This is a genomic window from Brassicibacter thermophilus (genome assembly GCF_055378355.1).
In genome coordinates this window covers 1,146,765-1,171,032 of record NZ_AP042446.1, presented here as the reverse complement: position 1 = coordinate 1,171,032, position 24,268 = coordinate 1,146,765, and the positions used below count along the sequence as shown (strand labels likewise).

Below are 24,268 nucleotides of genomic sequence, written 5' to 3'. Positions count from 1 at the left end.
TAACATTATACCATATTATCAAGATTACATCATGTGCTGTCAGGTAAACCCCTACCACTTTGACTACTATGATTATTGTATCAATTCCATTGAAAACATCATTTTAAATTTTTGTTCTTCTCCGTCTTTCGCCCAAAATACTGTATCTGTAACAATGTATCCACTCTATTTTTATTTAATCGATATTGATAGAATATTGCTTTCTAACTCAAGCCTTCTTCTTAATTTCTCTGAAATTTCTATTTCAATTTCCGTTCCCTTAGGCACATTTTTAAATTGATATGACATTGTGTCTACAACTGTACCTGAACCCGCTGCTTCAAAATAGTCATCATAATTTTTTACTTTTATATTATCACTCCAGTTCCCTATTAAAACCTCTTCAAATATTTGCTCATGTTTTTACCTCCTCTTTATTTTCATTAGTTTAATAATAACATTAAAAATCCTTATCTCTAATTTTTAATTTCCTTTTCATTAAGTATTCATAACTTGATTTAGTTATAAGAAAAATATAGTATCCTATCAGCCCACCAATTGTATTCAACAAAATATCATCAACATCAAAAGATCCAATTTCTAGTGTATACTCAAGAATTTCTATAATAAGACTAGCTATTGGTAGTATATACACTATTTTAAATATGTTTTTAAACTTTTTGGATAATATAGGCAAGAGAAAACCAAAAGGAATAAATAAAATTATATTTCCAAAAAGATTTAAAAACCATGTATCGAAATTCATCTTATCATACAAAATTATATATTCAGTTATAGTTTTAAATGGAATAAAATTATAGAACGCTCCACCTGTTCTATCTGGATGAAGAAAAAAAACATAAATTAAAAACAAAAAATATATTCCTGAAATCATACGAAAAATATTTATTACATGTTTTTTTAAACTTGATATTTTATATCTTTTCATAGTTTTCACCTCAAAGTTGAAAATTTAAATAGAATAAATCAAAACTCATATGAGTTTTGATTTATTCTGATTTATTCTATTCTGATTTATTTATATTCAAACTCACAGTCTTCAGTTGGATAGTTTACATTTTCAATTACATAATCATCATTCATAGGTTTATGAAGTACAAATCTATATGTCCCATCAAGTCCTGACCAATTAAATGTATGTACTTCATTATCAACAGGTACAGTTTTCGTACTTACAGTTGTCCACTCAAACAATCCAGTTTTCTTCTGTAAGTATACAGTTAAGTTAGGACTATCTCCGTAACCAACACTACTATATTGGGCATCAATTTTCATCGTTGCTTCTTGGTCGATCTTAAAAGTTTCACCTGAAGTCACTTCATAACCTATACTATATGCAAATTTATATGTTGTATCTGTGAAACATGCTAGCCGGCGTTTATTTGAGTTAGTAGGCTTTTTTCATTTTAATCACCACCTTCCTTTTATTATTTATTAATTATATAAGCCTTTTCAAAAGCTTCTATTGCTTTTTCTTTTTCTCCTAATAAATTGTAAGTATTACCAAGTTTTAAGTATGCATTTACAAGCATTTTTTTCATCTGTATTTTTTCTAGTATTGATATTTGTTCTTCAATTTTTAATATTGCTTTTTTATATGATTTTTTATCTAGTAAATAGTCAATATAGTAGTCTAACCCTTTAACTATATAGTCTTTAAGCTCTCTCCTTTTACTAAATTCTATAGCTCTTTTTAACTCTTCCAGAGCTTTTTCTTCTTCTCCAGTTTTTATATAGTATTTATATAGTTCAAATAATGTTGTTGGTAGTTCATCTAAATCAATTTCTTCTTTTGTTTGTTTTGCCTTTATTAAGTATTTATAGGCTTTTTGATAATCACCTAATTCCAAATATATGCATCCAAAATTATTTTCTATAAAAGCTTCTGTTTTTTTATCTTCTGCTTTTTTTAGTAATTTATCTGCTTTTTTTAAAATATCTTCTGCTTTGGTGTATTCTCCATTAAGAATAAGTGTTGATGCATATTTTAGTAAGCTTTGAGCATACCTTTTTGTTTTCTTTAATTGTTTGTCTATCTTGCATACTTCTTCTGCATATATTTGAGCATTTTCTTTATCCTTTAATATGTGATAACATGTTGAAATGTTATATAGTATGTTACTTTCTAATTCTAAGTTTTTGATAGGTAACTGATTGCAAAATGAATGGGCTTGTCTATATTTGTTTAGTGCTATTTGATATAAACCTTTTAATGTGTATATGTTGCCTTCTTTAATGATTACTTCAATTACTTTTTCTATATTGCTCACCTTTGAGTAGTAATAAAAGCTTTTTTGTATGTAATCTAAAGCTGTGTCATATAATTTTTCATTTATATATAATTCAGACATTAAAAAATTGTTTTCTGCTAAAATTTCTGCTAAATCATACTCTTGTGCATTTTTATCAATTTTTTTATACATTTTTTCAGCACTTGATATATCCATTAATTTTACATGTACTTTCATTTCTTCTATCCACAATTTGCAGTATCTTTTTACTTGGTCTTTTTCTGTTTCTAAAAGGTATTCTAAATCTACGTCTAGTTTTTGAGCTAAATACTTAAGCAAGTCAATATTGGGACTTGCTTTACCATTTTCAATATAACTTAAATGTGCCTTTGAAACATAATCCTCCCCTAACTCTCTTAAAGACATATTTTTTTCTTTTCTCAGTTTTCGTATCTTTTCTCCTATAGATAGTATCTCCATATTTCTTCCTCCGTTCAATATTTGTTTATATTATTTGCCACTTGTTTAACTATATTGTAATCTACATCCTATTACTTGTCAATATTGGTTTTAATACAAAATTTTGACCATTTTGTGTCTGCAAAAAATCATTTGAATAATTTGTAAAAAATGTTATACTATATGTAGGTAAATAAATGTGTAATGTTCTAATAAGGTAATGATGAATACGTAAAACTTGATTAAGACCTAAAAAAGCTGCTTGAATTTGATTTCAAGCAGCTTTTTTATTATAATCCTCTTATTTTGTTTAGTATTATCCTCTGTTCTACTGTAGCAACTAGTCTACGGGTATAGTCTACAGTATCTGGGTTTACACTCATACTGTCTATCCCTGACTGTACTAAAAACTCTGCAAATTCAGGGTATTGTGATGGTCCTTGCCCACATATTGATACAGTTTTGCCATATTTATGTGCTGCTTCTATAAGTGTCTTTATTGCTCTTTTTACTGCTATATTTCTTTCATCAAAATATCCCATACTGTTTAATATTCCAGAGTCTCTATCTGCTCCCATTATCAATTGAGTTAAATCATTGCTTCCTATACTAAATCCATCAACAAGCTGCGCAAATTCTTCTGCTGCAAATATAACTGATGGAACCTCTGCCATAATCCATATCTTAAAGTTATTGCTTTGTACTAATCCTTCTGATGCCATTATTTCTTTAGCCTTTTCTAGCTCCCATGTAGTTCTAACAAAAGGAAGCATAGCCCAAACATTAGTTAAGCCGTATTCTTCTCTTACCTTCTTTAAAGCCTTACATTCAAGTTTAAACCCTTCTTTATATTCATCAGAGATATATCTAGAAACTCCTCTCCAACCGATCATAGGATTGTTTTCAATAGGCTCAACCTCATCTCCACCTTTTAACCCTCTAAACTCATTAGTTCTAAAATCACTTAATCTAACTACTATAGGCTTTGGATATATTTCCTGTGCTACCTTAGTAATACCTTCAGCCATTTTATCTACAAGTACATCTCCTTGACCTGTCTTAACTAAATACATTGGATGAGCCCCAACCATATTAGTAAATATAAACTCAGTTCTCATTAGTCCTATTCCATCAAATGGCAGATTTTTATATTTATGAATAATAGAAGGTTCGCCAAGGTTCATATATATTTTAGTAGCTGTAATAGGTGCTAATCTATAAATTAAATCATCATTAAATCCTACTGTTGATGAAGTAGTTTCTTCCTTTACTTTCTTTTGTTTTTCTTCAAGGACTTTTCCTTCATATACTACTCCTCTTGTAGCATCTACAGTAACCATTTGTCCTTCCTTTAATGCCTTACTACCGTTTTTAGATCCAACTATACATGGTATGCCTAATTCTCTTGATACTATTGCAGCGTGGCATGTTCTTCCTCCTTCATCAGTAACAACTGCAGCTGCTTTTCTCATAGCAGGTACCATATCAGGGTTAGTCATAACTGTAACTAATATATCTCCATCCTCAACTCTTGCTATTTCATTAATATCTTTAATTAATTTTACTTTTCCACTACTAATACCTGGGGAAGCACCTAATCCTTTTGTAAGAACTTTTAGCTCTACATTTTTCTTTTCTTCCACCTTATCTTTCTCCCCCTCTTTTAATGTAGTGATAGGTCTTGCCTGTAATATATATAAACTTTTAGTATCTTTGTCAAATGCCCATTCAATATCTTGATATGAATTATATAATTTTTCTATAGCTAATCCATTTTTAGATAGCTCTTTTATCTCTTGATCTGTTAGACATTGACTCGTTACCTTGTCAAATCCTAGATAGTTACCTACGCTTACTTCTACAGTTCCTACTCCTTCATCTTTTTTAACAATCATTGTATTCTTATCTGCAATATGCTTCTCTTTTATATTGAAATTCTTTTTATCTAAAACATACTCATCAGGGCTTACTACTCCAGATACTACTGCTTCTCCTAGCCCCCAGCTAGCATTTATCATTAATTCGTCTGTGTCATTGTTAACAGGATTTGCTGTAAACATAACACCTGACTTCTCACTATTAACCATTTTTTGAACTACAACACTAAGTGATACATCAAAATGGTCAAAATTTTGTTTTTCTCTATAATAAATAGCTCTTGCAGTCCATAATGAAGCCCAACACCTTTTAGTGTGACTAATAACCTCTTCTAATCCTTTTATCTCTAAATAGGTGTCCTGCTGTCCTGCAAATGACGCTTCTGGCAAATCCTCTGCAGTAGCTGAACTTCTTATAGCAACTGATGGTTCATTAATATTTATCTTCTCTCCAAAATCTATATAAGCTTTTTCGATATCTTTTCTTATTTCATCAGGCATCTCACAGTCCACTATAAGATTTCTTATGTCTTTGCTTTTTAACTGTAATTCTGCTGAATCTTCCACGTCAAAACTATCAATGATCTCTCTTATTTTATCCTCTAGATTTGACATTTCTATAAAATCCTTATATGCAGAAGAAGTAACACAAAATCCAGGTGGTACATTTACTCCATTTTGTGTAAGCTCTCCAAGATTTGCTCCTTTTCCTCCTACTGTTGGAATATCTCCTTTGTTAATTTCATGAAACCATTTGATATAATTACTCAAATTATTCACCCCTAAATCTATATTTTATAAATATATTATAGCACATTTAATTAAATGTGCTATACTTTTTATAGATTTTTTTATTCTTTTTAAAGGCTTGTATTTAAACATTCTTGCAGATTTTTCCGAAAATTGAAACAATAAAAAATAATACTTTATTATTAAATGTGTTATACTAATTAATTTATAACTTGCAAAATTCTGACCTTGTAGCAATTATGCAATTTCCTCAAATTTTGATTCCTATATGAAAATCACTTTCTAAGAGTAGCTATCAACCTCTTTGGATTTAACAAAATATCTAAGCAATCATTTATATTTTTTACTACAATATCACTATTTATAAGAGCTTTAACTGAACATCCTTCATCTTCAACTATACATATTCCAATTTCTGCTTCTTTAAGCATTAAATGGTCATTATTCCCATTTCCTATTGCAATGCAATTATTGCTCCCTAACTTTTTTACAAAATTTAGCTTGTCCATAGTTCCATTTTCTTTAGAAATAATATGTACTTTTAAATTCATATTTTTTACTGCTTCTTCTACATTTCCATAAGTATCTGCAGTTAAAATATATATTTCTAGATTTTCTTGAAGATTTATGAGTTTTCTTTTAACATCATCTCGTATTATTCCATCAACAGCAATAGTCCCATTAAAATCAAAAACTGCGTAAATAATGTTCATAGATTTATATCCTGGTATATTTATCTTAATCATAATATCCTCCTTAGTATAATTAACATTCAAATTTAATACTATAACTTTTAACTAAACAACTATATTTAGACCTCAAAGCAAGTAAATCATATATTTGGTAATAGTATTCTAATTTTGAATCTTGTCTATATATTATTATGGTATCATAACTATATTTCTTGAATCAAAACAAAATACAAGGACTATTTCATAACTTATTCATAAATAAGGAAATTGCATAATTACTGTAGAGTAAAAATTCTACAAGTTATAAATTTTTTAACTCCGGTTTTTTGGACTTTTAGTTGAATTTATAAGGAAAAAAGTCCAAAAAAAGTCGTACAAAATTTAAACTTGCAGAATTTCATAAATTGTTTTATTATGCAATTTCCTCAAGTTATAAAACAGTCCCTTTTATTTATTAAGCTTTATTAAAAGTTCTCCAGATTTCACCTGCTGACCTTCTCGAACGAAGATATTCTCAACATTTCCAGATACTGCAGCAACTACATTTGTCTCCATCTTCATTGCTTCAATTATTATCATCGTATCATTTTCTTTAACTTCATCACCTTCATTTACCATTATCTTTATAACCGTTCCAGATATACTTGCCCCAACTTCATATTTATTTGTAGGATCAGCCATTGTTATAAATTTTTCTTCTTTTTTTATATCACTAGCTTTATCATACACTTTAATTTCTCTTCTATTTCCATTAACTTCGAATATTAAACTCCTATTTCCTTCATTATCTATTTTCCCTATCTCTAAAAGTTTAATAATAAGAGTTTTACCTTTATCAATCTCTACTTCACAGGTTTCTCCTTCGTACAAACCGTGAAAATATATATCACTTCCCATTCTAGTAAAATCTCCTTGGGTCTTTATATATTCTAGATAATCCTCATATACCTTTGGATATAGCACGTAGCTTAGTATATCTCTTTTATCTGCCTTAATGTTAAACTTTTTATTTAAGTGTTCTTCAATACTATCAAAATCCTCATCAGGCAAAAGTTCTCCTGGTCTACAAGTAATAGATTTTTCTCCTTTTAAAACCAATTTTTTAAGTTCTTCAGGAAAACCACCTATTGGTTGTCCTATCATTCCTTTAAAATAAGTTACCACAGAATCAGGAAAAGCCATATTTTGTGCTTTTTCATAAATATTATCAGGTGTTAAATCATTCTGTACCATAAATATAGCTAAATCTCCCACAACCTTTGATGATGGTGTAACCTTTATAATATCTCCCAGCATTTCATTCACTTTTTTATACATTTCTTTTACTTCTTTAAATTTATGTCCAAGTCCAAAACTTTCTACTTGTGGCTTAAGATTAGAATATTGACCACCTGGTATTTCATATTTATATATTTCAGCAGTAGCTGATTTTAGATCAGATTCGAATTCAGCGTAAACAGGCCTAACATCACTCCAATAATCTGATATTTTTTGAATGTCATCTAGATTAATTTTAGTATCTCTGCTAGTATTTTCTAATGCTGCAACAACAGAATTTAATGCTGGTTGACTAGTCAAGCCAGACATACTATTAAATGCAGTATCTACAATATCTACTCCAGCTTCAGCTGCCATCAATATTGTTGCTACACCATTACCACTAGTGTCATGAGTATGAAGATGTATTGGTATAGATATCTCATTCTTCAATGCCTTAATTAATTTATATGCCGCATATGGTTTTAATAATGCAGTCATATCCTTTATACCTAAGATATGTGCACCAGTTTTTTCTATCTCTTTCGCCATATTCACATAATAATTTAATGTGTACTTGTCTCTGCTATCATCTAAAATATCTCCTGTATAGCACATGCAAGCTTCTGCTATTTTACCATTCTTTAATACCTCATCAATAGCAACCTCCATGCCTTTAAGCCAATTTAATGAATCAAATATTCTAAATATATCAATGCCACTATCTGCAGATTCTCGTATAAACTCCCTAATCACATTATCTGGATAGTTCTTGTATCCTACTGCATTAGAACCTCTCAAAAGCATTTGAAATAATATGTTTGGTATTTTTTTTCTTAATAAATCTAGTCTTTCCCAAGGAGATTCTTTCAAAAATCTATATGCAACATCAAATGTAGCTCCTCCCCACATTTCCAAAGAAAATAAGTCATTGGCAAGAATTGAAGTAGCCTTAGCTATTTTAAGCATATCTACAGTTCTCATTCTTGTAGCCATCAATGATTGATGTGCATCTCGCATTGTCGTATCTGTAAGCAATAACTTTTGTTGACTTTTTATCCATTCTACGACACCTTTTGCTCCTCTTTCATTCATCAAATTCTTTGTACCAAAAAGATTTTCAGGTCTTTTAAGTCTAGGTACAGTAGGAACATCAAAATATTTCTTTTGCCCTTTCGTTTCATTTACTACTTTTTCACCAATAAATCTCAATACTCTAAGCTCTTCATCAGCTTTAGGAGTTATATCCAACAATTCAGGGTTTTCTTGTATAAAACCAGTATGACATTGACCTTTTCTAAAGGTTTCATGATTTAGTACATTTATTAAAAAAGCAGAATTAGTCTTTACTCCTGTTATCTTATTTTCTTTTATAGCTCTAATTGATTTTCGTATAGCATCTTCAAAACTTCTTGACCAAGATGTAATCTTAACTATTAAGCTATCATAATATGGACTTATTGACGAACCAGTAAATCCATTACCTCCATCAAGTCTTATACCAAAACCTCCTGCAGTTCTATATTTATCTATTTTACCTACATCTGGTGCAAAATTATTTACAGGATCTTCACTTGTTATCCTACATTGTATAGAATATCCTCTTATGCTTATTTTATCTTGAGAATTCAGCCCTATTTCCTTTGAATCAAGGGAATATCCTTCTGCTATCAATATTTGACTTTGAACTATATCTATTCCTGTAACCATTTCTGTAACAGTATGCTCAACCTGTATTCTAGGATTCATTTCTATGAAATAGTGATTTCCATACATATCTACTAAAAATTCAACAGTTCCTGCACTTCTATAATTCACAGCTTTTGCAATCTTTAATGCATCTTTGCATATAGCTTCTCTTTTTTCAGATGTCAAAGAAATAGCAGGAGTAAATTCTATTAGTTTTTGATGCCTTCTTTGAACAGAGCAATCTCTTTCATACAAATGAACAATATTACCAAATTTATCTCCTAATACCTGAACTTCTATATGTTTCGGCTTTTCTAAGTATTTTTCTATAAATATTTCATCTATACCAAAAGCTTTTTTGGCTTCATTTTTTGCACTATAATACTCTCTGATAAGGTCTTCTTCATTCCTAACTATTCTCATTCCTCTACCACCACCACCTGCTGCAGCTTTAAGCATAACAGGATAACCACACTGTCTAGCAAAACTTATGGCCTCTTCATCTGAAATAATAGCTTTTTCTATGCCAGGTATAGTAGGGACACCCACTTTTTTAGCAACAAGCTTAGATTTTATTTTATCTCCCACTTTTTTCATCATTTCGCTTGTAGGTCCTATAAATTCGATCCCAGCCTTCTCGCATTTTTTAGCGAACTCATAATTTTCTGATAAGAATCCATAGCCAGGGTGAATAGCATCCACCCCTTTTTTCAATGCCAATTTTATAATTTCATCTATGTTTAAATATGCTTCTATGGGTCCTTTATTTCTTCCTATTAAATATGATTCATCAGCCTTAGTTCTAAACAGACTATATTTATCCTCTTCAGAATAAATGGCCACTGTTCTAATTCCCAATTCTTTACAAGCACGAAATATTCTTATCGCGATTTCACCTCTGTTTGCAACTAAAACTCTTTTAAATTTTTTAGTCAAAGGTATCACTTCTTTCTTTTAAATTAACAAAGTAAATTGTATATAAATAACATTTGTATTTATAAATATAAATGTTATATTTTATCATTATATATTAATTTAAAAAAATTTTCAATTTATTTTATATTTAAAGAAATCCCATAATTACTGATGGGATAAAATTTATAACTTTCTAATTTTTGAGTTTATAAGAATTATACAATTTGCTTAATTATGCAATTTTCTCAAATAATATATTCTACTTTACCATATGGAAACAATAAACTCAAATTTTACTTTTATGCAAAGTAAAATCGACGCATAAGCGTCGATTAATAAATTTAGTATGATGCTTTATCTAAAGCTATTAATGCTTGAAGTGATGGTTCTCCTTTGACTAAACCAATTGCATAAACTGTATAGTATTTATCTGGCTGTAAAACTACATTTGGAACTGTCAATACTATTCTATCCGTTCCAGCTATCCTAGCTTGAAGTGTATATCTTCCAGGGTCAACTGCAATGTTTTGACTTACGCCTCTAAATGGTATATTGCTAAACAAAACGGTACCGTCAGGTAAAGTTATATCTACTGGTGGTGCATCTGGAGATAAATGTACAAATTTTATCTGTGCTTTATCTCTCGAAAGCATCATTGCAGTATCATTTATAACTAATGGTTGTATGTCATCTAGCTTTCCTGTAGCAGCTACAGTATAATCAGAATTTGGCATTACATTTACAACAGTATCTATAACAGGTGAAGTCATCATACCAGTTGGAAAAACTTTTATATTATATCTTCCCGGCATCAAAGGCATATAAGGTGTAAATTTTCCATATTTTAAATTTCTTTTTACTATCATGTTATTTACATATATATCAACACCTGGTGCATCTGGTGACGCATGGAGTACCCTTAAATATGAATGGTCATACATACATGGCATATAAGGCATACCATACATATAATTATACATTTAAATCACCCTTTTTGTTTATAAATATGTGGCAATTTATCTATCGTTGCTTTTGACTAAAGACAATAACAGTTCCCAAAAATAACCACCAAAAGTAAGAAGAAGAACAATAATTCTTCATTACCTTTTCTAAACCATCCATAGCGGTCAAATAGTATGACTAATAAAAGAAAGAAAAACAGTATACTGTCACTTGTTTCATAAGAATTTGTAGTAACAGGTATATTAGTTCCTTCTGCCATAATATTACCTCCTAATAAAAATTTAAAATTTAGATGTCTCTTATCATTCACTTTATTCTATTCATCTATGGCAATAAGTGTTACCTTTATCATATTTTCCTTATTTTTTTATCTAAAAAGTATATATTTCTTTTTTTTAGAAATAATATTGATAAACAATATTTTCTAACAAGGAGTGATTTTATGGATAGATTAGCATTAGTACTTGTTATAATTGGTGCTCTTAATTGGCTACTTGTTGGCCTATTTCAATTTGATTTAGTTGCATCTATTTTTGGAGGTGAAACTGCAATATTTAGCAGAATAATTTATAGTCTTGTGGGGCTAGCAGGTCTTTATGCAATAACCTTCTTATTCAAAGAAAGAGAAAAAGTAGAATAAAAATAAAAGGAGAAAGGTTAATCCTCTCTCCTTTTATTTTTATCCATATATTATAATTAAACTATTCTCCTGATATCGATATGCTTTTAACTCTAACTGATGGTGAACCTATATATCCTAATCCTGAAGGTAAAACAAATTTTAGGTCATTTCCAACTTCAGTAATATTCATCAATACATCGTAAAAATTAGAAGCTATAGTTATCTGATTTACAGGTCTATATATCTTACCATTTCTTATCTCATAACCATAAGCAGATAGTGAAAAATCTCCTGATATAGGATTTAGCCCAGCATGTAACCCTTGAACATTTATTATTAATATTCCCTCATTCATGCTATTAATCATATCTTCAAAACTTTTATCTCCCTTATTTAAATACATATTTGTTGGAGCTATAGATATTGAAGATTTATATGATGGTTTACTTGCATTTCCAGTAGATTCTATACCGTCTTTTTTAGCTGTTTTTGAGTTGTGCAAATAAGTGGACAAAATTCCTTTATCAACTATATTCTTATATTTAGTTGCAATACCTTCTCCATCAAAACTTCTAGATGCTATACTATCTTCCATGAATGGATCTTCTATTATCGTAACCATTGAACTACCAATTTTCTTATTAACTTTACCCTTTAATAAAGATAAGCCTTTTTGTACATTCTCTGCAGAAAAAATTGGTACAAAAGCCTCTAAAATATTAGCAAAAGCGTCGTTTCTAAAAATCACTTCATATTCGCCAGATTTAATGCTCTTAGCTCCTAGTAAGGAAAGTCCTTCCTTTACTGCGTCATTTGCTAATTTTTTATAATCAAACTTATCCATTTTATTTGATACAACATAACTATCTGCAGATTTCACATCCCCATTATCTTCTACGACTACCGATACATAGGAATAAGCTGAATTGTTAATTTCTTCTAAATCCATTCCTTTAGTATTAATTAACAAATTATGGCCCTTTTCTTCCCCATAAACACAATAATCAACTGATTTAACTTTATTATCAAGCTTTAGTGCTTCGTCTTCTAAGTTTTTAACAAATTCTATTTTTTCATCAATCGGTATTTTATCTAATTCATCATTGTAATTATTAACATTTTTATACTCCTTTGAAGGTGATTGTATCTCTTCTTCATCGTCGCTATCAATTATTTGTGCATTTTCTATAACTTTATCAATCAGCATTTCTATGGAAGTATCATCTATTTTTTCTGCATAGGAATACCCCATTTTCCCATTATATACACCTCTTAAAGAAACTCCTTCCACATTTGCTATGCTATACTTATCAATTTCTCCTTGGAATACCTTTATTTCCATACTACTATTTTCTTGTATAAAAACCTCCATATCTGTTAAACCCTTTTTCTTGCCTTGTTTAAATAATATATTAGTAAACTCTCTTTTATCCATTATTTTTCCCCCTTTCTTCCACCTACTGTTATAGACTGTACCCTAATAGTTGGTTGACCTACATTTGTTGGTATCGAACCACTTACGGAACCACACATTCCCTGACCAAAGTCTAAGTTATTTCCTACCATATCTATCTTTTTCAAAACTTCTAAACCAGTTCCTATTAAAGTAGCTCCCCTAACAGGTTTTTCTATCTTTCCATTTCTAACTATATAACCTTCCATAACTGCAAAATTAAACTCGCCTGTTGCCGGATTTACTGAACCTCCGCCCATATATTTTGCATATAATCCATATTCTGTATTAGATATTATCTCTTCAGGAGTGGAAGAACCATTAGCAATATATGTATTTGTCATTCTAGATGTTGGAGCAAATTTATAAGATTGTCTCCTGCCTGATCCAGTAGACGTTGCATTCATCCTTCTAGCGTTCAGTTTATCTATCATATATCCCTTCAATACTCCATTTTCTATTAATACATTTTTTCTAGTCTTATTTCCTTCATCGTCAATATTTTGTGAACCCCACGCATTAGGAATAGTACCATCATCTATTGCTGTAACTAATTCAGAAGCAACTTTTTCTCCTACTTTTCCTGAATAAACTGATATCCCTTTTGCTACTGAAGTAGCTTCCAGTCCATGTCCACAAGCTTCATGGAAAATAACTCCCCCAAATTTATTGTCTATTATAACTGGCATCTTACCAGAGGGACATAAATCTGCATAAATCATTGTTTTTGCAATTCTAGCAGCTTCCTTTGCATACTCCTCTACATCTATTTTATCGTAAAATTCAAATCCCATAGACGCACCAGGTCCATAAAATCCAGTTTGCATTTCCCCATTTTTTGAAGCAACTGCAGATATAGCTATCCTTGTTCTGACTCTCCTATCCTCTGCTATTAATCCTTCAGAATTTGCTATAAGAATATTTTGGTCAGAATCTAAATATCTTACCGTAACCTGAGAAATTACTTCGTCATAATTTTTAGCAGCATAATAAGCCTTTCGCATTAAGTCTACCTTTTTTTTATTTTCTACTTTTTCTGGTAATATTCTAATCAAATGATTATTATGCACATTCATTTTAGAAAAGTTCAACACGATATCACTAGCTTGTCCTTCTATCGCCCTAGCAGCAGCTAATGCAGTTTTTTCTAAATTTTCTTTTGATGAATTATTTGTATAAACATATACGCTATTATAACCCTTAAATATGCGTATCCCTACACCATAATCTCTACCTGAAATTGCTGTTTCTATTTTTCCTTCAATTAAATTTATACTATTATTAACTTTATCCTCTACAAAAATTTCTGCAAAATCTCCACCAGTTGACAACGCAGCATTTATAGTATTTTCTATAATCCCTTTACTTAACATTTCACTCCTCCTCAATATTTTTAATCATATGATATTTCCATTTGTTTCAATTAATATATTCTATACTAATATATAATATCCTTTTATTTTTATAAATAAGGAAATACATTATTATTAGAAGTATATTCCTTTAAATCTCTTTTAACTTCGATATTTTAATTATCATGTATTATAAAATATAAAATTTATAGCTTGCAAAATTTTGACCTTGTAGTAATTATGCAATTTACTCATTCTATCAAATTTAAAAAATCTGCCTATTAAGCAGATTTTTATCTATGTAGCATATCATTATTTATTCATTGTGTTTATTGATTGATTAATAACTAAATAATAATAACAATACTATAAAGAAAATAAGAAGTCCTTCATCTCCACCAAAACCAAGCCAATCAAAACCACCAAATAAAAAGAATAGTAAGAAGAGTAATAAGATTATACTTTCATTACCACATCCAAATAGATTATCGAACATAACTTCAACCCTCCTCAATAAAACTTATATAATATATAGTATTCAAAACTTGATCTTTGGTTACAAATATTTTAATAATTTTTAGATTGAATAACTCTAATAATTTGCTCAAGTTTTCTAATCTTCCCTATTATTTCTTCTTTTAGAATTGGTTTAAAGCAATCTATATAATCAATCAATGTATTTAATTTCCCCTTATTATCACTAGATTTTACCTTGGTATTTAGATAATTCAAATTACTCTTTACCTTATTAATATTTGATTTAGTAGTAAGCAAATTTTCTGCTACAGCTTTATTATCTCCAGTCATAAATCTAGACATTTCTTTAAATATCTTTTCTCTTTTCTCCTCTACTGATAATTTTTTGAAATTTGTGGTAATTGAGCTGTCATAATTGTTATTTTTTATGTTTGAAATTATAGATAAGATTTTAAGAATATCTTCAGCCTTACATAGTATCTGTTGGTCTTCCTTTCTAAAGTAAGGTTTTATACTTTTTATCATATTTACTTTTACATCAAAATTCTGGTCTATATTAAGATTATTGATACTTAAATTTTTTTTACTTATCAATATCAATAATAAAAAAATAACTGGATTCATGCTATACCCACCTTTAAATTGCTCATAAAATATACTCATTATATTTTATGCACATAATATTTTTTGGTGAAAAAAAACAGCCACTTTAAAGTGACTGTTCTATAAATCTCCTAATCCAATTTCTATCCTCAATTGCGCTAATGATTTTGAAGTTACTTTTTCTCTGTTAATATCTAATAACTCTATTGCTTTCTCTAAATCATTTTTATCCTCTACTTCTATTTCAAGATAAGGATGTGGATATGTTTCTTTATCCCATGTATCAATATCAAATCTTATATTTTCATATTTATACGATATTCTAGTCTTTGACCCTTCATGTACTTTTTTTAATCCTAATGTTTTTAATATTATTTCTAATGCTTCTTTGTTTTGAATTTTTGTAGAAGTTTCTATATTTTCTCTTAAATCACCTATGCCTTTATTTGTCTTAAGAGTAAAAATATATTCAGTTTTTAGTGAGTCAAGGTCTTTACTTTCCCTTATTCTCAAATATCCATTATGTACATTTTTTATTTCTCTTTCATTATTATCATATATTGAATTTATTTGGTGTTCTTTTTTTATATAATGTGCACCAATTTCTTTTAACTTATTTTCAATATCTTTAGGGTCTATTCCTAAAACCTTTACTTCCATTTCTTTTTCCATGTATATTCACCTCAAATTTTATTTTTCGTATCATAGTATCTTCTCAAGCTTAAAATCTAAGTAATCACTAGATATGCACACATAATCTATGCCATCAATAGTACCATTAACTACCAATCTATGTCCTTCACCATGTAAATGTCCATATACACATAAATAAACACCATACTCCTTCATCACTTTAGCAAACTCATTAGGCTTACTATCAGTAACATTAAAGGGCGGATAGTGTAACATCACTACTTTTTTCTTCACACCATCAGATGAATTCAACGAAAGTTTTAATCGATTTATTTCTCTATCAAATATTTTTTCATCATGACTATCAAATTCATCGCTATCCTTTGCAGGCCAACCTCTAGTGCCACATATGGCTACATCATCATATATAAATGAATCGTTAAACAAAAAGTGGATAGTTTTTAAACCTAATGCATTCATCTTAGTTTTAGTTTCCCACCAATAATCATGGTTGCCCTTACTTATAACCTTTATTCCTGGTAACTCATCAATTTTCTTTAAGTCTTCGTAAGCATCGTAAAGTTTTGATGCCCAAGACACATCTCCTGGTATAAGAACTAAATCATTCTCACGTACTACCCTTCTCCAACTTTCAAATATCTTCTCTTCATGTTTCTCCCAATTTGGACCAAATATATTCATAGGCTTTTGTCCAGTAAAGTCTAAATGCAAATCTCCTATTCCATATATTGCCATACATATCACTCCATTACAGTTAAAAGTTAATCTTAAAGTTTAACATTAACACTAAAATAGCCAATTTTACAGTTTTTCAAGGGTTAATGTAATACATTAAATGTTTTACTTGAACTTTATTATAACTGAATAAAATTAAAACTTATACCCATATCCTCAAATATTTCTTTCTCCCTTTCATGACAAGTAAACAATATTATCTGTCTATTATTAGCTTCTTTTGCTAAAAATTCAAGTATATTAGCAAGCCTTTTATTATCATATTGTATAAAACAATCATCTAATATTAACGGTGTATTAGCACCTTTCATTATAGTATCAATAATACCAAACCTTGTAGCAAAATATATCTGGTCTATAGTACCACCACTTAGCCTTTCTATATCCACTAGTTTATGAGTCTTAGGGTCAGTTACCTTTATATCTAACTTCTCAGTAATTTTCACTTCTGTATATCTACTTCCAGTTATACCTTTTATTATACTGCCTACCTTTTTATTAAGTTTAGGAGCAAAATCTCTCTGTATGTCCTTAGATATTTTATCTATAGTATTTCTAGAAAGCTCTAATGCTCTAAGATTTTCTTCATACTCTTCCTTTTGTTTTGTTTTTCTTAATATTTCTTCTTCAATTTGTACTAATGGTGTAATAGAATTAAGCAAATTAGATATTCTTTCCTCAAGCCTAGTATACTGATTTCTCTTCTCATATATCTCACTTTCAATACTTTTTAATTCTTTTTCTAATTTTTCTTGGTCTAAAATTTTTATAGAGCTATTCATACACTCTCTATATTTTTTCGACTTTTCTTTTAATCCTTCTATGCTTTTATCTTCTAGTAACTTACTTAATACTCCTCTTTTGCTTTCTATGCTTTGGATGATTTTTTCTAACTCTTTTTTCTTTTCTAAAGAATATTTAAATTCCTCTATATTTTCGATATTGTTTTTCTCGTAAATATTATTTATTAATATTTCATATTCTCTGACTTTGGTACTAGATTTTTTAATTTCATTGTTAATTTCTTCTAATTGAATATCTAATCTTTGTTTTTCATCAAATTTTCGAATATAATCTTCATACTTTGATTTTGCATTCTTTATATTTTCTAAATTTATTTCCGTAAAGCCAAAAACTTTTATACAGTTTTTTATTGATTTTTCATAATTATCTATTTCAGATATAATCATATCTCTCTTGCTTGTAATTTCATTTAAACTTGAAAGCTTATCCTTATATAATATCGATTCTTTTGAGTACTCATCAGCAAATTTTTTTAATTCAAGCTTAGAACTACAATTATACTTTTTTAATATATATTCCATTTCTGATTCAAGTGATTTAATCTTATCATTTCTTTTCTGTATCTCAGCTGTCTTCTCTTCAAGCTGATTTTTTAATTTAATAATATAATTCTTAAGTTCCTTGGAAGATATTAAGCTATACAAAAGAAAGCCTACTGGTAATAAGCAAATTAATAAAAATAAATAATTTATAGCAAACCCTATAATAGTCGCTATAGCTCCACCAATCACAGAAGTAACCTGAAAAACCTTGTGTTTTTTTAGTGCCTTTTCCTTCTCTTCTAGTCTTGTTTTTATAAATTCTAAATTACCATATTCTGAATTATAAATAAGTTTATTTCTTTCTTCTTCTTTTTCTTCATAAAGATATAAGTCATCTAAGATATCAGCTATACTTGAATCCTTATCATTTATCTTTGAAGAAATTTGTTGTATTTTTAATGTTATTTCATTAAGCTCATCTTTCTTTTCATTTAGAATATGATATTTACTTACTAAGTTATCTATATCTTCTCTATTAATACTATCGTAATTCTTAAATTTATCCAAATAATCTTCTATCTTTTTTAACTCTTTTAAAAGTTTCTTGGATTTCACTTGATTATTTTGAAGTGCACCTTTTTGATAATCTTTTGCTTCTTCTGTCCTTATTATTTCAGTATAATCTTCTTCACTAATATTTTGATAACCTTTTAATGTATCTACGTTTTCTTCTAATTTGTGTATCTCATCCTGAATCTTTATAACTTCTTCATACCTCTTATATGCTCTATAGCTTTCAATCAAAAGTAAATTTTTTCTAATATTATCTTTTTTAATCTCTAAATTTTCAATCTCTACGCCTAAATTATTTAGTTCAATTTGGTTTTCCTTTATTTGTTTATATATTTTTTTTGCATTTTTTTCTTCTTCTTTAAGCTTCTCCAACTCATCTATTATCTTACCATATGGAGATGTTTTAACTCTATTTTTTGTACCTATATCATTAATTTGCTTGTCAAGCTTTTCTAATACCTTTTTTATGGATATATCTTCATCCATACTTCCGCCAAGATTTATAAGGCTGTCCTTAACTTCTTTGGCTAAAAGTTCTTCAGTCTTATTTTTTAGCTGACTAATACTTATAGTATTGTTATAAACAACCCTATTTAGACACAAATGCAAAGATGACGGCTGATAAAGTCTAGTTGTATTATCATAATCAAATAATTGAGTTATGTCCTCTCCATTTTTATCATCAAATATCTTTACTTCATCGCTTCCTTTGGCAAAATTTCTTTCTATTCTATATATATTTTGTTCATGCAAATACTTTAACGTACCCCTAAAATCACTTTGGTCCCATGGAAAATACTTGTCATAATCATCTGAATACATTCTTCTCTTCGTATAAGGCTTGTAAAATCCAAAAAACATTCCTTCAATGAATTTATGTATAGTACTTTTACCTGCTTCATTATCACCATATACGATATTTATTCCTTTATCTAGTTTTATAGTTTTATTATTAAATTTTCCAAAAGAAGTCAGTATCAGCTCTAGTAAAATCATTTCTTCACCTTCTCACTCATTAATGCCTCCAATCCAAAATACAATGCCTTTTTGTTTACTGGATCCTCAATACCTTTTTCCTTCATAACTCTTATAAAATGTCCAATAATATTGTTGCTGTTTTCCTTTTCCATCCTTTCAAGGTCATAATCAGGTTGAGTATTATCTATAAGTTCAATATAGTAAAATTCATTTTTCACAGTTTCCATTAAATCACTATAATTTAAATTTATATCTCTATCTCTTAACCCATTTAATATAATTCTATAAAAATTATTGCTCCTATTTTCTATATCATCAATTTTTATTATCCTATTGATTATATCATTATAACTCTTTTCCTCAGATATGTTTAGATTCTTTACGATGAAATTTCTCTTGCTAAAAGGAATAAACTTCATTAAAGTTTTTCCTGAAGATATAACGCCTTCTACTATACCATGCTCTCCTGTTTCTCCAAAATCCAAAGGCTCTGGACTTCCACAATAACTAATATTTTCTTTAATAAATTGTGGCTTATGTATATGACCTAAAGCAATATAGTCAAAACCCGCATTATACAGTAAATCCTTATCAATTGGAAGATACTCAGTATTCTTATTTATCACATCTGCGTGTATCATCAGTATATTTATCTTATTTTTTTCGTCTACTTTTAAATTTTTTATAATTTCTTCTTTTTCTTCTTTTTTAGACCAACTATACCCCCATACTACTGTATTTATATCCTCAAATTCAATTTTTGAGATTCCTGTAGTATCAAATATATGTACATTTTCATGCCAATTAATCAATTTATATAAAGATTTCTCGCTTATGTTGTCGTGATTTCCTGCAGAAATAATTACTTTGGTATTAGTCAATTCTTTAAACTTTTCATTTATTCTTTTTATATCCCCAATAGAACATAAATCATCTTCAAATAAATCTCCTGCTATTAGTAGTAAATTACATCTTTCTTCTTCTGCTCTATTTACAATTTTCTCAAATGTCTCCCATAATTCCAATCTACGTATATTTGCTTGTTGTTTATTAAAACTTGCATTTTTAAACTCCATTCCTAAATGCAAATCTCCTGTATGAATACATTTAATTTTCATCACAACTACACCTCACTTGTATAGAACATGTATTCGATATAAAAGGTTAAAATCCTTCTATAAATATTGGTTTTATGTAATTGAAGAAATTGCATAATTACTACAAGGTCAAAATTCTGCAAGTTATAAATTTTCTTTAGTTCTATTTAAAAATAAGCCCTTGAATTTTTAACTGGATTAATTATATCATAGTAATATGAGTAAGCAATTATGTGTTATAGTTGTTTGAAAAATTGTTATCAACTTAAAATATTATTTTGTAATCATTTTAGTGCTTTTTTAAAGGAGGAGATAATGTGGAAAATGAAATGAAAATAGGCCTTCAAGGAATAACAGAAAAAATCGTTAGTGAAGAAGATACTGCCAAAGCAGTAGGTAGTGGTGATATTGAAGTATTAGCAACACCTGTGTTAATATCTTTAATGGAGAACGCTTCTGTAAAAGCTTTAAATGACAACATAGGTGAAGGTTTCTCTACAGTTGGTATAAATATTAATGTGGATCACATTGCTGCTACCCCTATAGGTATGAAGGTTACAGCTAAATCTAAATTAACTCGTGTCGATGGAAAAAAGTTATATTTTGATGTAGAAGCATATGATGAAAATAAGAAAATTGGTAAAGGTAAACACATAAGATACATAGTAAATGTTAATAAATTTTTGGAAAGATTAAAAACAAATAAATAAAGTAAATATGTCATAGAAAATAAAAGTATACCAATATATTAACATTAATAATAGAGAAACTTGCACAATTTTAAATTGTTGATTTTTCTAAATTTCAGTAAACGCAAAAAGGAGTTTCACCCCTAAATGTCGAATATATTAAGTAAGCAAACTCTATACCCGAAGGGAGTGAAACTTCTTAAATGTATATTCGACAAATGTGCTTGATTTCCTTTGAGGAAATTATGGAATTTCAACAAAAAACTAAATTAGAGATGATTTTATCTCAAATTGACGTTTCTAATTTAGCTTGTAAACTAAGAAAATCTCATAATTCTAAAGGCCCGAAGGGCTATGAACCTGAAACTTTAATTTATGCTTTGATTGCTATGCAAGTTGAAAAAATTCAAACTATAAAAGATTTAGTTCTTAATCTTAAGCAAAATCCTGTTTTAAGATATTGTTGTGGTTTTGGTGTCCTTGGCAAAGTACCATCTGAATCAACTTTTAGCAGATTCTTAGATAAATTAACTCAAACAGATGAACTTGAGCAATTGTTCCATTCTTTAGTTGTTAAAGCAAAAGAACTTAATATAATTGATGGAGAACATATCTCTATTGATTCAACAAAATTTAGTTCTTATGAAGCTGCTAAACCTAAAAAATATATCGTAGATGATGACTACAACCCTAACTGGGGGATTAAAAAGGATACTAATGGTAACACTGTAAAGTGGTTTGGTTGGAAACTTCATATATTATGTGATTCTAAAAGCGAACTGCCATTAGATATTTTAGTAACCCCAGCAAATACTTATGATGGCACTGTAGCTATACCTTTAATAAAGCAATTTTTTAATAATTATAAAGATATTTTTAAGCCTAAATATTATGCTATGGATTCTGGGTATGACTTTGAGTATGTTTATAAAGATATAATAAACGAATTTAATGGTATTCCAATAATAGCTTACAATCCTAGACGAAGCTATGCCCCACCTGCTGGATTAGATGAAGATTTTAATCCTATCTGCTCCGCAGGATATAAATTAGTATATTGGGGCAAAGATGGAAAATATCTTAAATTCCGTTGCCCTCACGCTTTAGGTAAGTGTAATTGTCCTTATGGAATGAATTGGTGTTCTTCTTCTACCTACGGATATACTTTTAAAGTCAATTATAAAGAAAACCCAAGGCATTATGGATATCCTTTAAGGCCTTCTACTAGTTGGAAAAAGTTATATGATAAAAGGACATCAGTTGAAAGATGTAATAGTAGACTTAAAGAATATCTAAATTTAGATAACATAAGGTCTAAAGGTATTAAAAAAGCCAAGGTTCACTCATTATTAAATTGCATAGCACTTATAGCTGGAACAATATCATTAAATTCAAGTAAAGTTGTTAATAAAGCTGCCTAACGGCATAAAATTACCTTTATTTAGGAGGTTCTTTGCATTATTCTAAAATAAATATCAAATTTAAAATCTCATTTTCAATGAGCTATCGCTCTATGCTCTTTTTTTCTACTGTGAAAAAGATGAATTATGCAATTTCCTCAATAAACTAGATTGGTATACTTTTTTATGATATACGTTTTTAAAATTTTACCTCATCAAAATTCTTTAGCAATCAAAGTGTCATTTATATATTTTCTTTATAAATATATAGTGATTTAATAGTAATAAACACAATATTTCAACCTACCATTTTCTATCTACCATTATCAACTGGTAAATTATCTCTCGTAGCTGCTTCAGTTGCTAATCTATCACACAACTCATTTTCTGATATTCCTGCATGTCCCTTTACCCATTTAAAAACAACATTGTGCTTATTCATAACAGAAAGGAGCCTTTGCCATAAATCGATGTTCTTTGCTTTTATTCCTTTTTTTGTATCTCGCATCCAATCATTACTTTGCCATCTATACACCCATTTTTTTTCTATTGCATCAACTAGATATTTTGAATCAGAATATACTACAACATCACATGGCTCTTTGAGAGCTTCAATCCCACATATAGCTGCCATCAATTCCATTCTATTATTTGTTGTATTTGAAAAACCTCCTGATATTTCCTTCTTATGTACATTTCCTTGTTTATCTTTATATATAAGAACAGAGCCATATCCTCCAGGTCCATCTGGATTTCCTTGGCAAGCACCATCAGTATAAATAGTTACCTCTTTACGCACTATAATCCCTCCATAATAAATGCCCCTATTCTCAACTGTAAAAATATAAAATAGAAATCATTTATAAAATAGCCTAATTTTACAATTCTAATATTATTTAAATTATATAATATATCTTATATAATATCAAAATTAAATGTGTAAACACAATTAGATCGTATACTTTCAAATAGTTATTTGATTAAAAACATAACATATCATCAATGAAATAAATATAAAAATTAATATGAGAAGAAAAATTGCATAATAAAAACACACCAAACTAATAACATAAATTATACATTAGCTTGGCATGTTTTTATTAACAATAATCTGTATGACTATTGCCTAAATATTTGAGGTTACATTTAATCTGTACCATGTGTTTATTTTTGTCATAGTCTATAGAAATATTATAAGGTCGAGCATCATCATTTTTATTATTTTTCTAAAGAGTTATTTCTTTCGTTGCAATTAGATAAATTATCATTATATAATCATCTTGAGGTGATAAATATGTTATTTGCATTCAAAAATAGAAATAAAACTATAAAAGAATTAAGAAAAAATCGTGGATATACAGCAAAAGAATTAGCATTAAAACTAAAAGTAAAAACAAGTCTCATTATTAGTATTGACAATAGAAAACTAAAGGAAGTACCCGAACCACTAAAATCAAAAATACTTCCTGCATTAAGAGGAGATGAGTTAGATAATATTCCTTGGTAATTTAGATAC

Annotated in this window: 21 protein-coding genes; 4 read left to right on the top strand and 17 right to left on the bottom strand. The window is 28.7% G+C overall.

The features are described 5' to 3' along the window. Nucleotides 1-439: 439 nt before the first annotated feature. From ACZ41D_RS05485 to ACZ41D_RS05450, 8 genes are all read right to left on the bottom strand, one after another. On the bottom strand, nucleotides 440-928 hold the full coding sequence (locus tag ACZ41D_RS05485; protein WP_464152919.1) for a VanZ family protein: 489 nt from the start codon (nucleotides 926-928) through the stop codon (nucleotides 440-442). Nucleotides 929-1,014: 86 nt separating this feature from the next. Next, on the bottom strand, nucleotides 1,015-1,317 hold the full coding sequence (locus ACZ41D_RS05480) for a hypothetical protein (protein ID WP_464152918.1): 303 nt from the start codon (nucleotides 1,315-1,317) through the stop codon (nucleotides 1,015-1,017). 110 nt (nucleotides 1,318-1,427) lie between these two features. Continuing rightward, entirely contained in the window at nucleotides 1,428-2,711 is a 1,284-nt protein-coding gene (locus ACZ41D_RS05475; RefSeq protein ID WP_464152917.1) for a helix-turn-helix domain-containing protein, read from the bottom strand. A gap of 269 nt (nucleotides 2,712-2,980) precedes the next feature. Then, the gene (gene ppsA, locus ACZ41D_RS05470) at nucleotides 2,981-5,338 is read right to left on the bottom strand and encodes a phosphoenolpyruvate synthase (RefSeq protein ID WP_464152916.1); all 2,358 of its coding nucleotides are present in this window, start codon (nucleotides 5,336-5,338) and stop codon (nucleotides 2,981-2,983) included. Nucleotides 5,339-5,592: 254 nt separating this feature from the next. Next, entirely contained in the window at nucleotides 5,593-6,063 is a 471-nt protein-coding gene (locus tag ACZ41D_RS05465; RefSeq protein WP_464152915.1) for an HAD family hydrolase, read from the bottom strand. 393 nt (nucleotides 6,064-6,456) lie between these two features. Beyond that, a complete protein-coding gene (locus ACZ41D_RS05460) occupies nucleotides 6,457-9,891 on the bottom strand; it encodes a pyruvate carboxylase (RefSeq protein WP_464152914.1) in 3,435 nt (1,144 codons plus the stop codon). A 320-nt stretch (nucleotides 9,892-10,211) separates the two neighbouring features. After that, a complete protein-coding gene (locus tag ACZ41D_RS05455) occupies nucleotides 10,212-10,850 on the bottom strand; it encodes a DUF4397 domain-containing protein (protein WP_464152913.1) in 639 nt (212 codons plus the stop codon). Between the two features lie 56 nt (nucleotides 10,851-10,906). After that, entirely contained in the window at nucleotides 10,907-11,092 is a 186-nt protein-coding gene (locus ACZ41D_RS05450; protein WP_464152912.1) for a hypothetical protein, read from the bottom strand. A gap of 183 nt (nucleotides 11,093-11,275) precedes the next feature. Between ACZ41D_RS05450 and ACZ41D_RS05445 the strand changes: the two genes are divergently transcribed. Then, complete coding sequence (locus ACZ41D_RS05445; RefSeq protein WP_464152911.1) at nucleotides 11,276-11,473, top strand: DUF378 domain-containing protein; 198 nt, start codon at nucleotides 11,276-11,278, stop codon at nucleotides 11,471-11,473. Between the two features lie 61 nt (nucleotides 11,474-11,534). Here ACZ41D_RS05445 and ACZ41D_RS05440 read toward each other — a convergent pair whose 3' ends face one another. The 8 genes from ACZ41D_RS05440 to ACZ41D_RS05405 all read right to left on the bottom strand — a co-directional run bounded on the left by ACZ41D_RS05440 (nucleotide 11,535) and on the right by ACZ41D_RS05405 (nucleotide 20,684). Continuing rightward, entirely contained in the window at nucleotides 11,535-12,890 is a 1,356-nt protein-coding gene (locus tag ACZ41D_RS05440) for a TldD/PmbA family protein (RefSeq protein ID WP_464152910.1), read from the bottom strand. After that, on the bottom strand, nucleotides 12,890-14,281 hold the full coding sequence (locus ACZ41D_RS05435; RefSeq protein WP_464152909.1) for a TldD/PmbA family protein: 1,392 nt from the start codon (nucleotides 14,279-14,281) through the stop codon (nucleotides 12,890-12,892). The genes ACZ41D_RS05440 and ACZ41D_RS05435 overlap by 1 nt, the downstream gene beginning before the upstream one ends. A gap of 319 nt (nucleotides 14,282-14,600) precedes the next feature. Beyond that, nucleotides 14,601-14,756 (bottom strand): hypothetical protein, encoded by a 156-nt coding sequence (locus ACZ41D_RS05430; RefSeq protein ID WP_464152908.1) that lies wholly within the window; start codon nucleotides 14,754-14,756, stop codon nucleotides 14,601-14,603. 71 nt (nucleotides 14,757-14,827) lie between these two features. Continuing rightward, on the bottom strand, nucleotides 14,828-15,361 hold the full coding sequence (locus ACZ41D_RS05425; RefSeq protein WP_464152907.1) for a hypothetical protein: 534 nt from the start codon (nucleotides 15,359-15,361) through the stop codon (nucleotides 14,828-14,830). Nucleotides 15,362-15,460: 99 nt separating this feature from the next. Beyond that, complete coding sequence (locus ACZ41D_RS05420) at nucleotides 15,461-16,012, bottom strand: class IV adenylate cyclase (RefSeq protein ID WP_464152906.1); 552 nt, start codon at nucleotides 16,010-16,012, stop codon at nucleotides 15,461-15,463. Between the two features lie 30 nt (nucleotides 16,013-16,042). Further along, on the bottom strand, nucleotides 16,043-16,729 hold the full coding sequence (locus tag ACZ41D_RS05415) for a metallophosphoesterase (protein WP_464152905.1): 687 nt from the start codon (nucleotides 16,727-16,729) through the stop codon (nucleotides 16,043-16,045). Nucleotides 16,730-16,848: 119 nt separating this feature from the next. Then, nucleotides 16,849-19,584 carry an AAA family ATPase gene (locus ACZ41D_RS05410; RefSeq protein ID WP_464152904.1) on the bottom strand — a complete coding sequence of 912 codons (2,736 nt, stop codon included), beginning with the start codon at nucleotides 19,582-19,584 and terminating at the stop codon, nucleotides 16,849-16,851. Beyond that, nucleotides 19,581-20,684, bottom strand: a complete 1,104-nt coding sequence (locus ACZ41D_RS05405) for a metallophosphoesterase family protein (RefSeq protein ID WP_464153119.1) — start codon at nucleotides 20,682-20,684, stop codon at nucleotides 19,581-19,583. The genes ACZ41D_RS05410 and ACZ41D_RS05405 overlap by 4 nt, the downstream gene beginning before the upstream one ends. Nucleotides 20,685-20,980: 296 nt before the next feature. Between ACZ41D_RS05405 and ACZ41D_RS05400 the strand changes: the two genes are divergently transcribed. Together ACZ41D_RS05400 and ACZ41D_RS05395 are read left to right on the top strand one after the other, a co-directional pair. Further along, nucleotides 20,981-21,373 (top strand): thioesterase family protein, encoded by a 393-nt coding sequence (locus ACZ41D_RS05400; RefSeq protein ID WP_464152903.1) that lies wholly within the window; start codon nucleotides 20,981-20,983, stop codon nucleotides 21,371-21,373. A gap of 197 nt (nucleotides 21,374-21,570) precedes the next feature. Next, a complete protein-coding gene (locus tag ACZ41D_RS05395; RefSeq protein WP_464152806.1) occupies nucleotides 21,571-22,773 on the top strand; it encodes a transposase in 1,203 nt (400 codons plus the stop codon). A gap of 292 nt (nucleotides 22,774-23,065) precedes the next feature. Here ACZ41D_RS05395 and rnhA read toward each other — a convergent pair whose 3' ends face one another. Further along, nucleotides 23,066-23,551: a ribonuclease HI gene (gene rnhA, locus ACZ41D_RS05390; protein WP_464152902.1), complete on the bottom strand. Its 486-nt coding sequence runs from the start codon at nucleotides 23,549-23,551 to the stop codon at nucleotides 23,066-23,068. Between the two features lie 495 nt (nucleotides 23,552-24,046). Between rnhA and ACZ41D_RS05385 the strand changes: the two genes are divergently transcribed. After that, nucleotides 24,047-24,259: a hypothetical protein gene (locus ACZ41D_RS05385; RefSeq protein ID WP_464152901.1), complete on the top strand. Its 213-nt coding sequence runs from the start codon at nucleotides 24,047-24,049 to the stop codon at nucleotides 24,257-24,259. Nucleotides 24,260-24,268 lie beyond the last annotated feature (9 nt).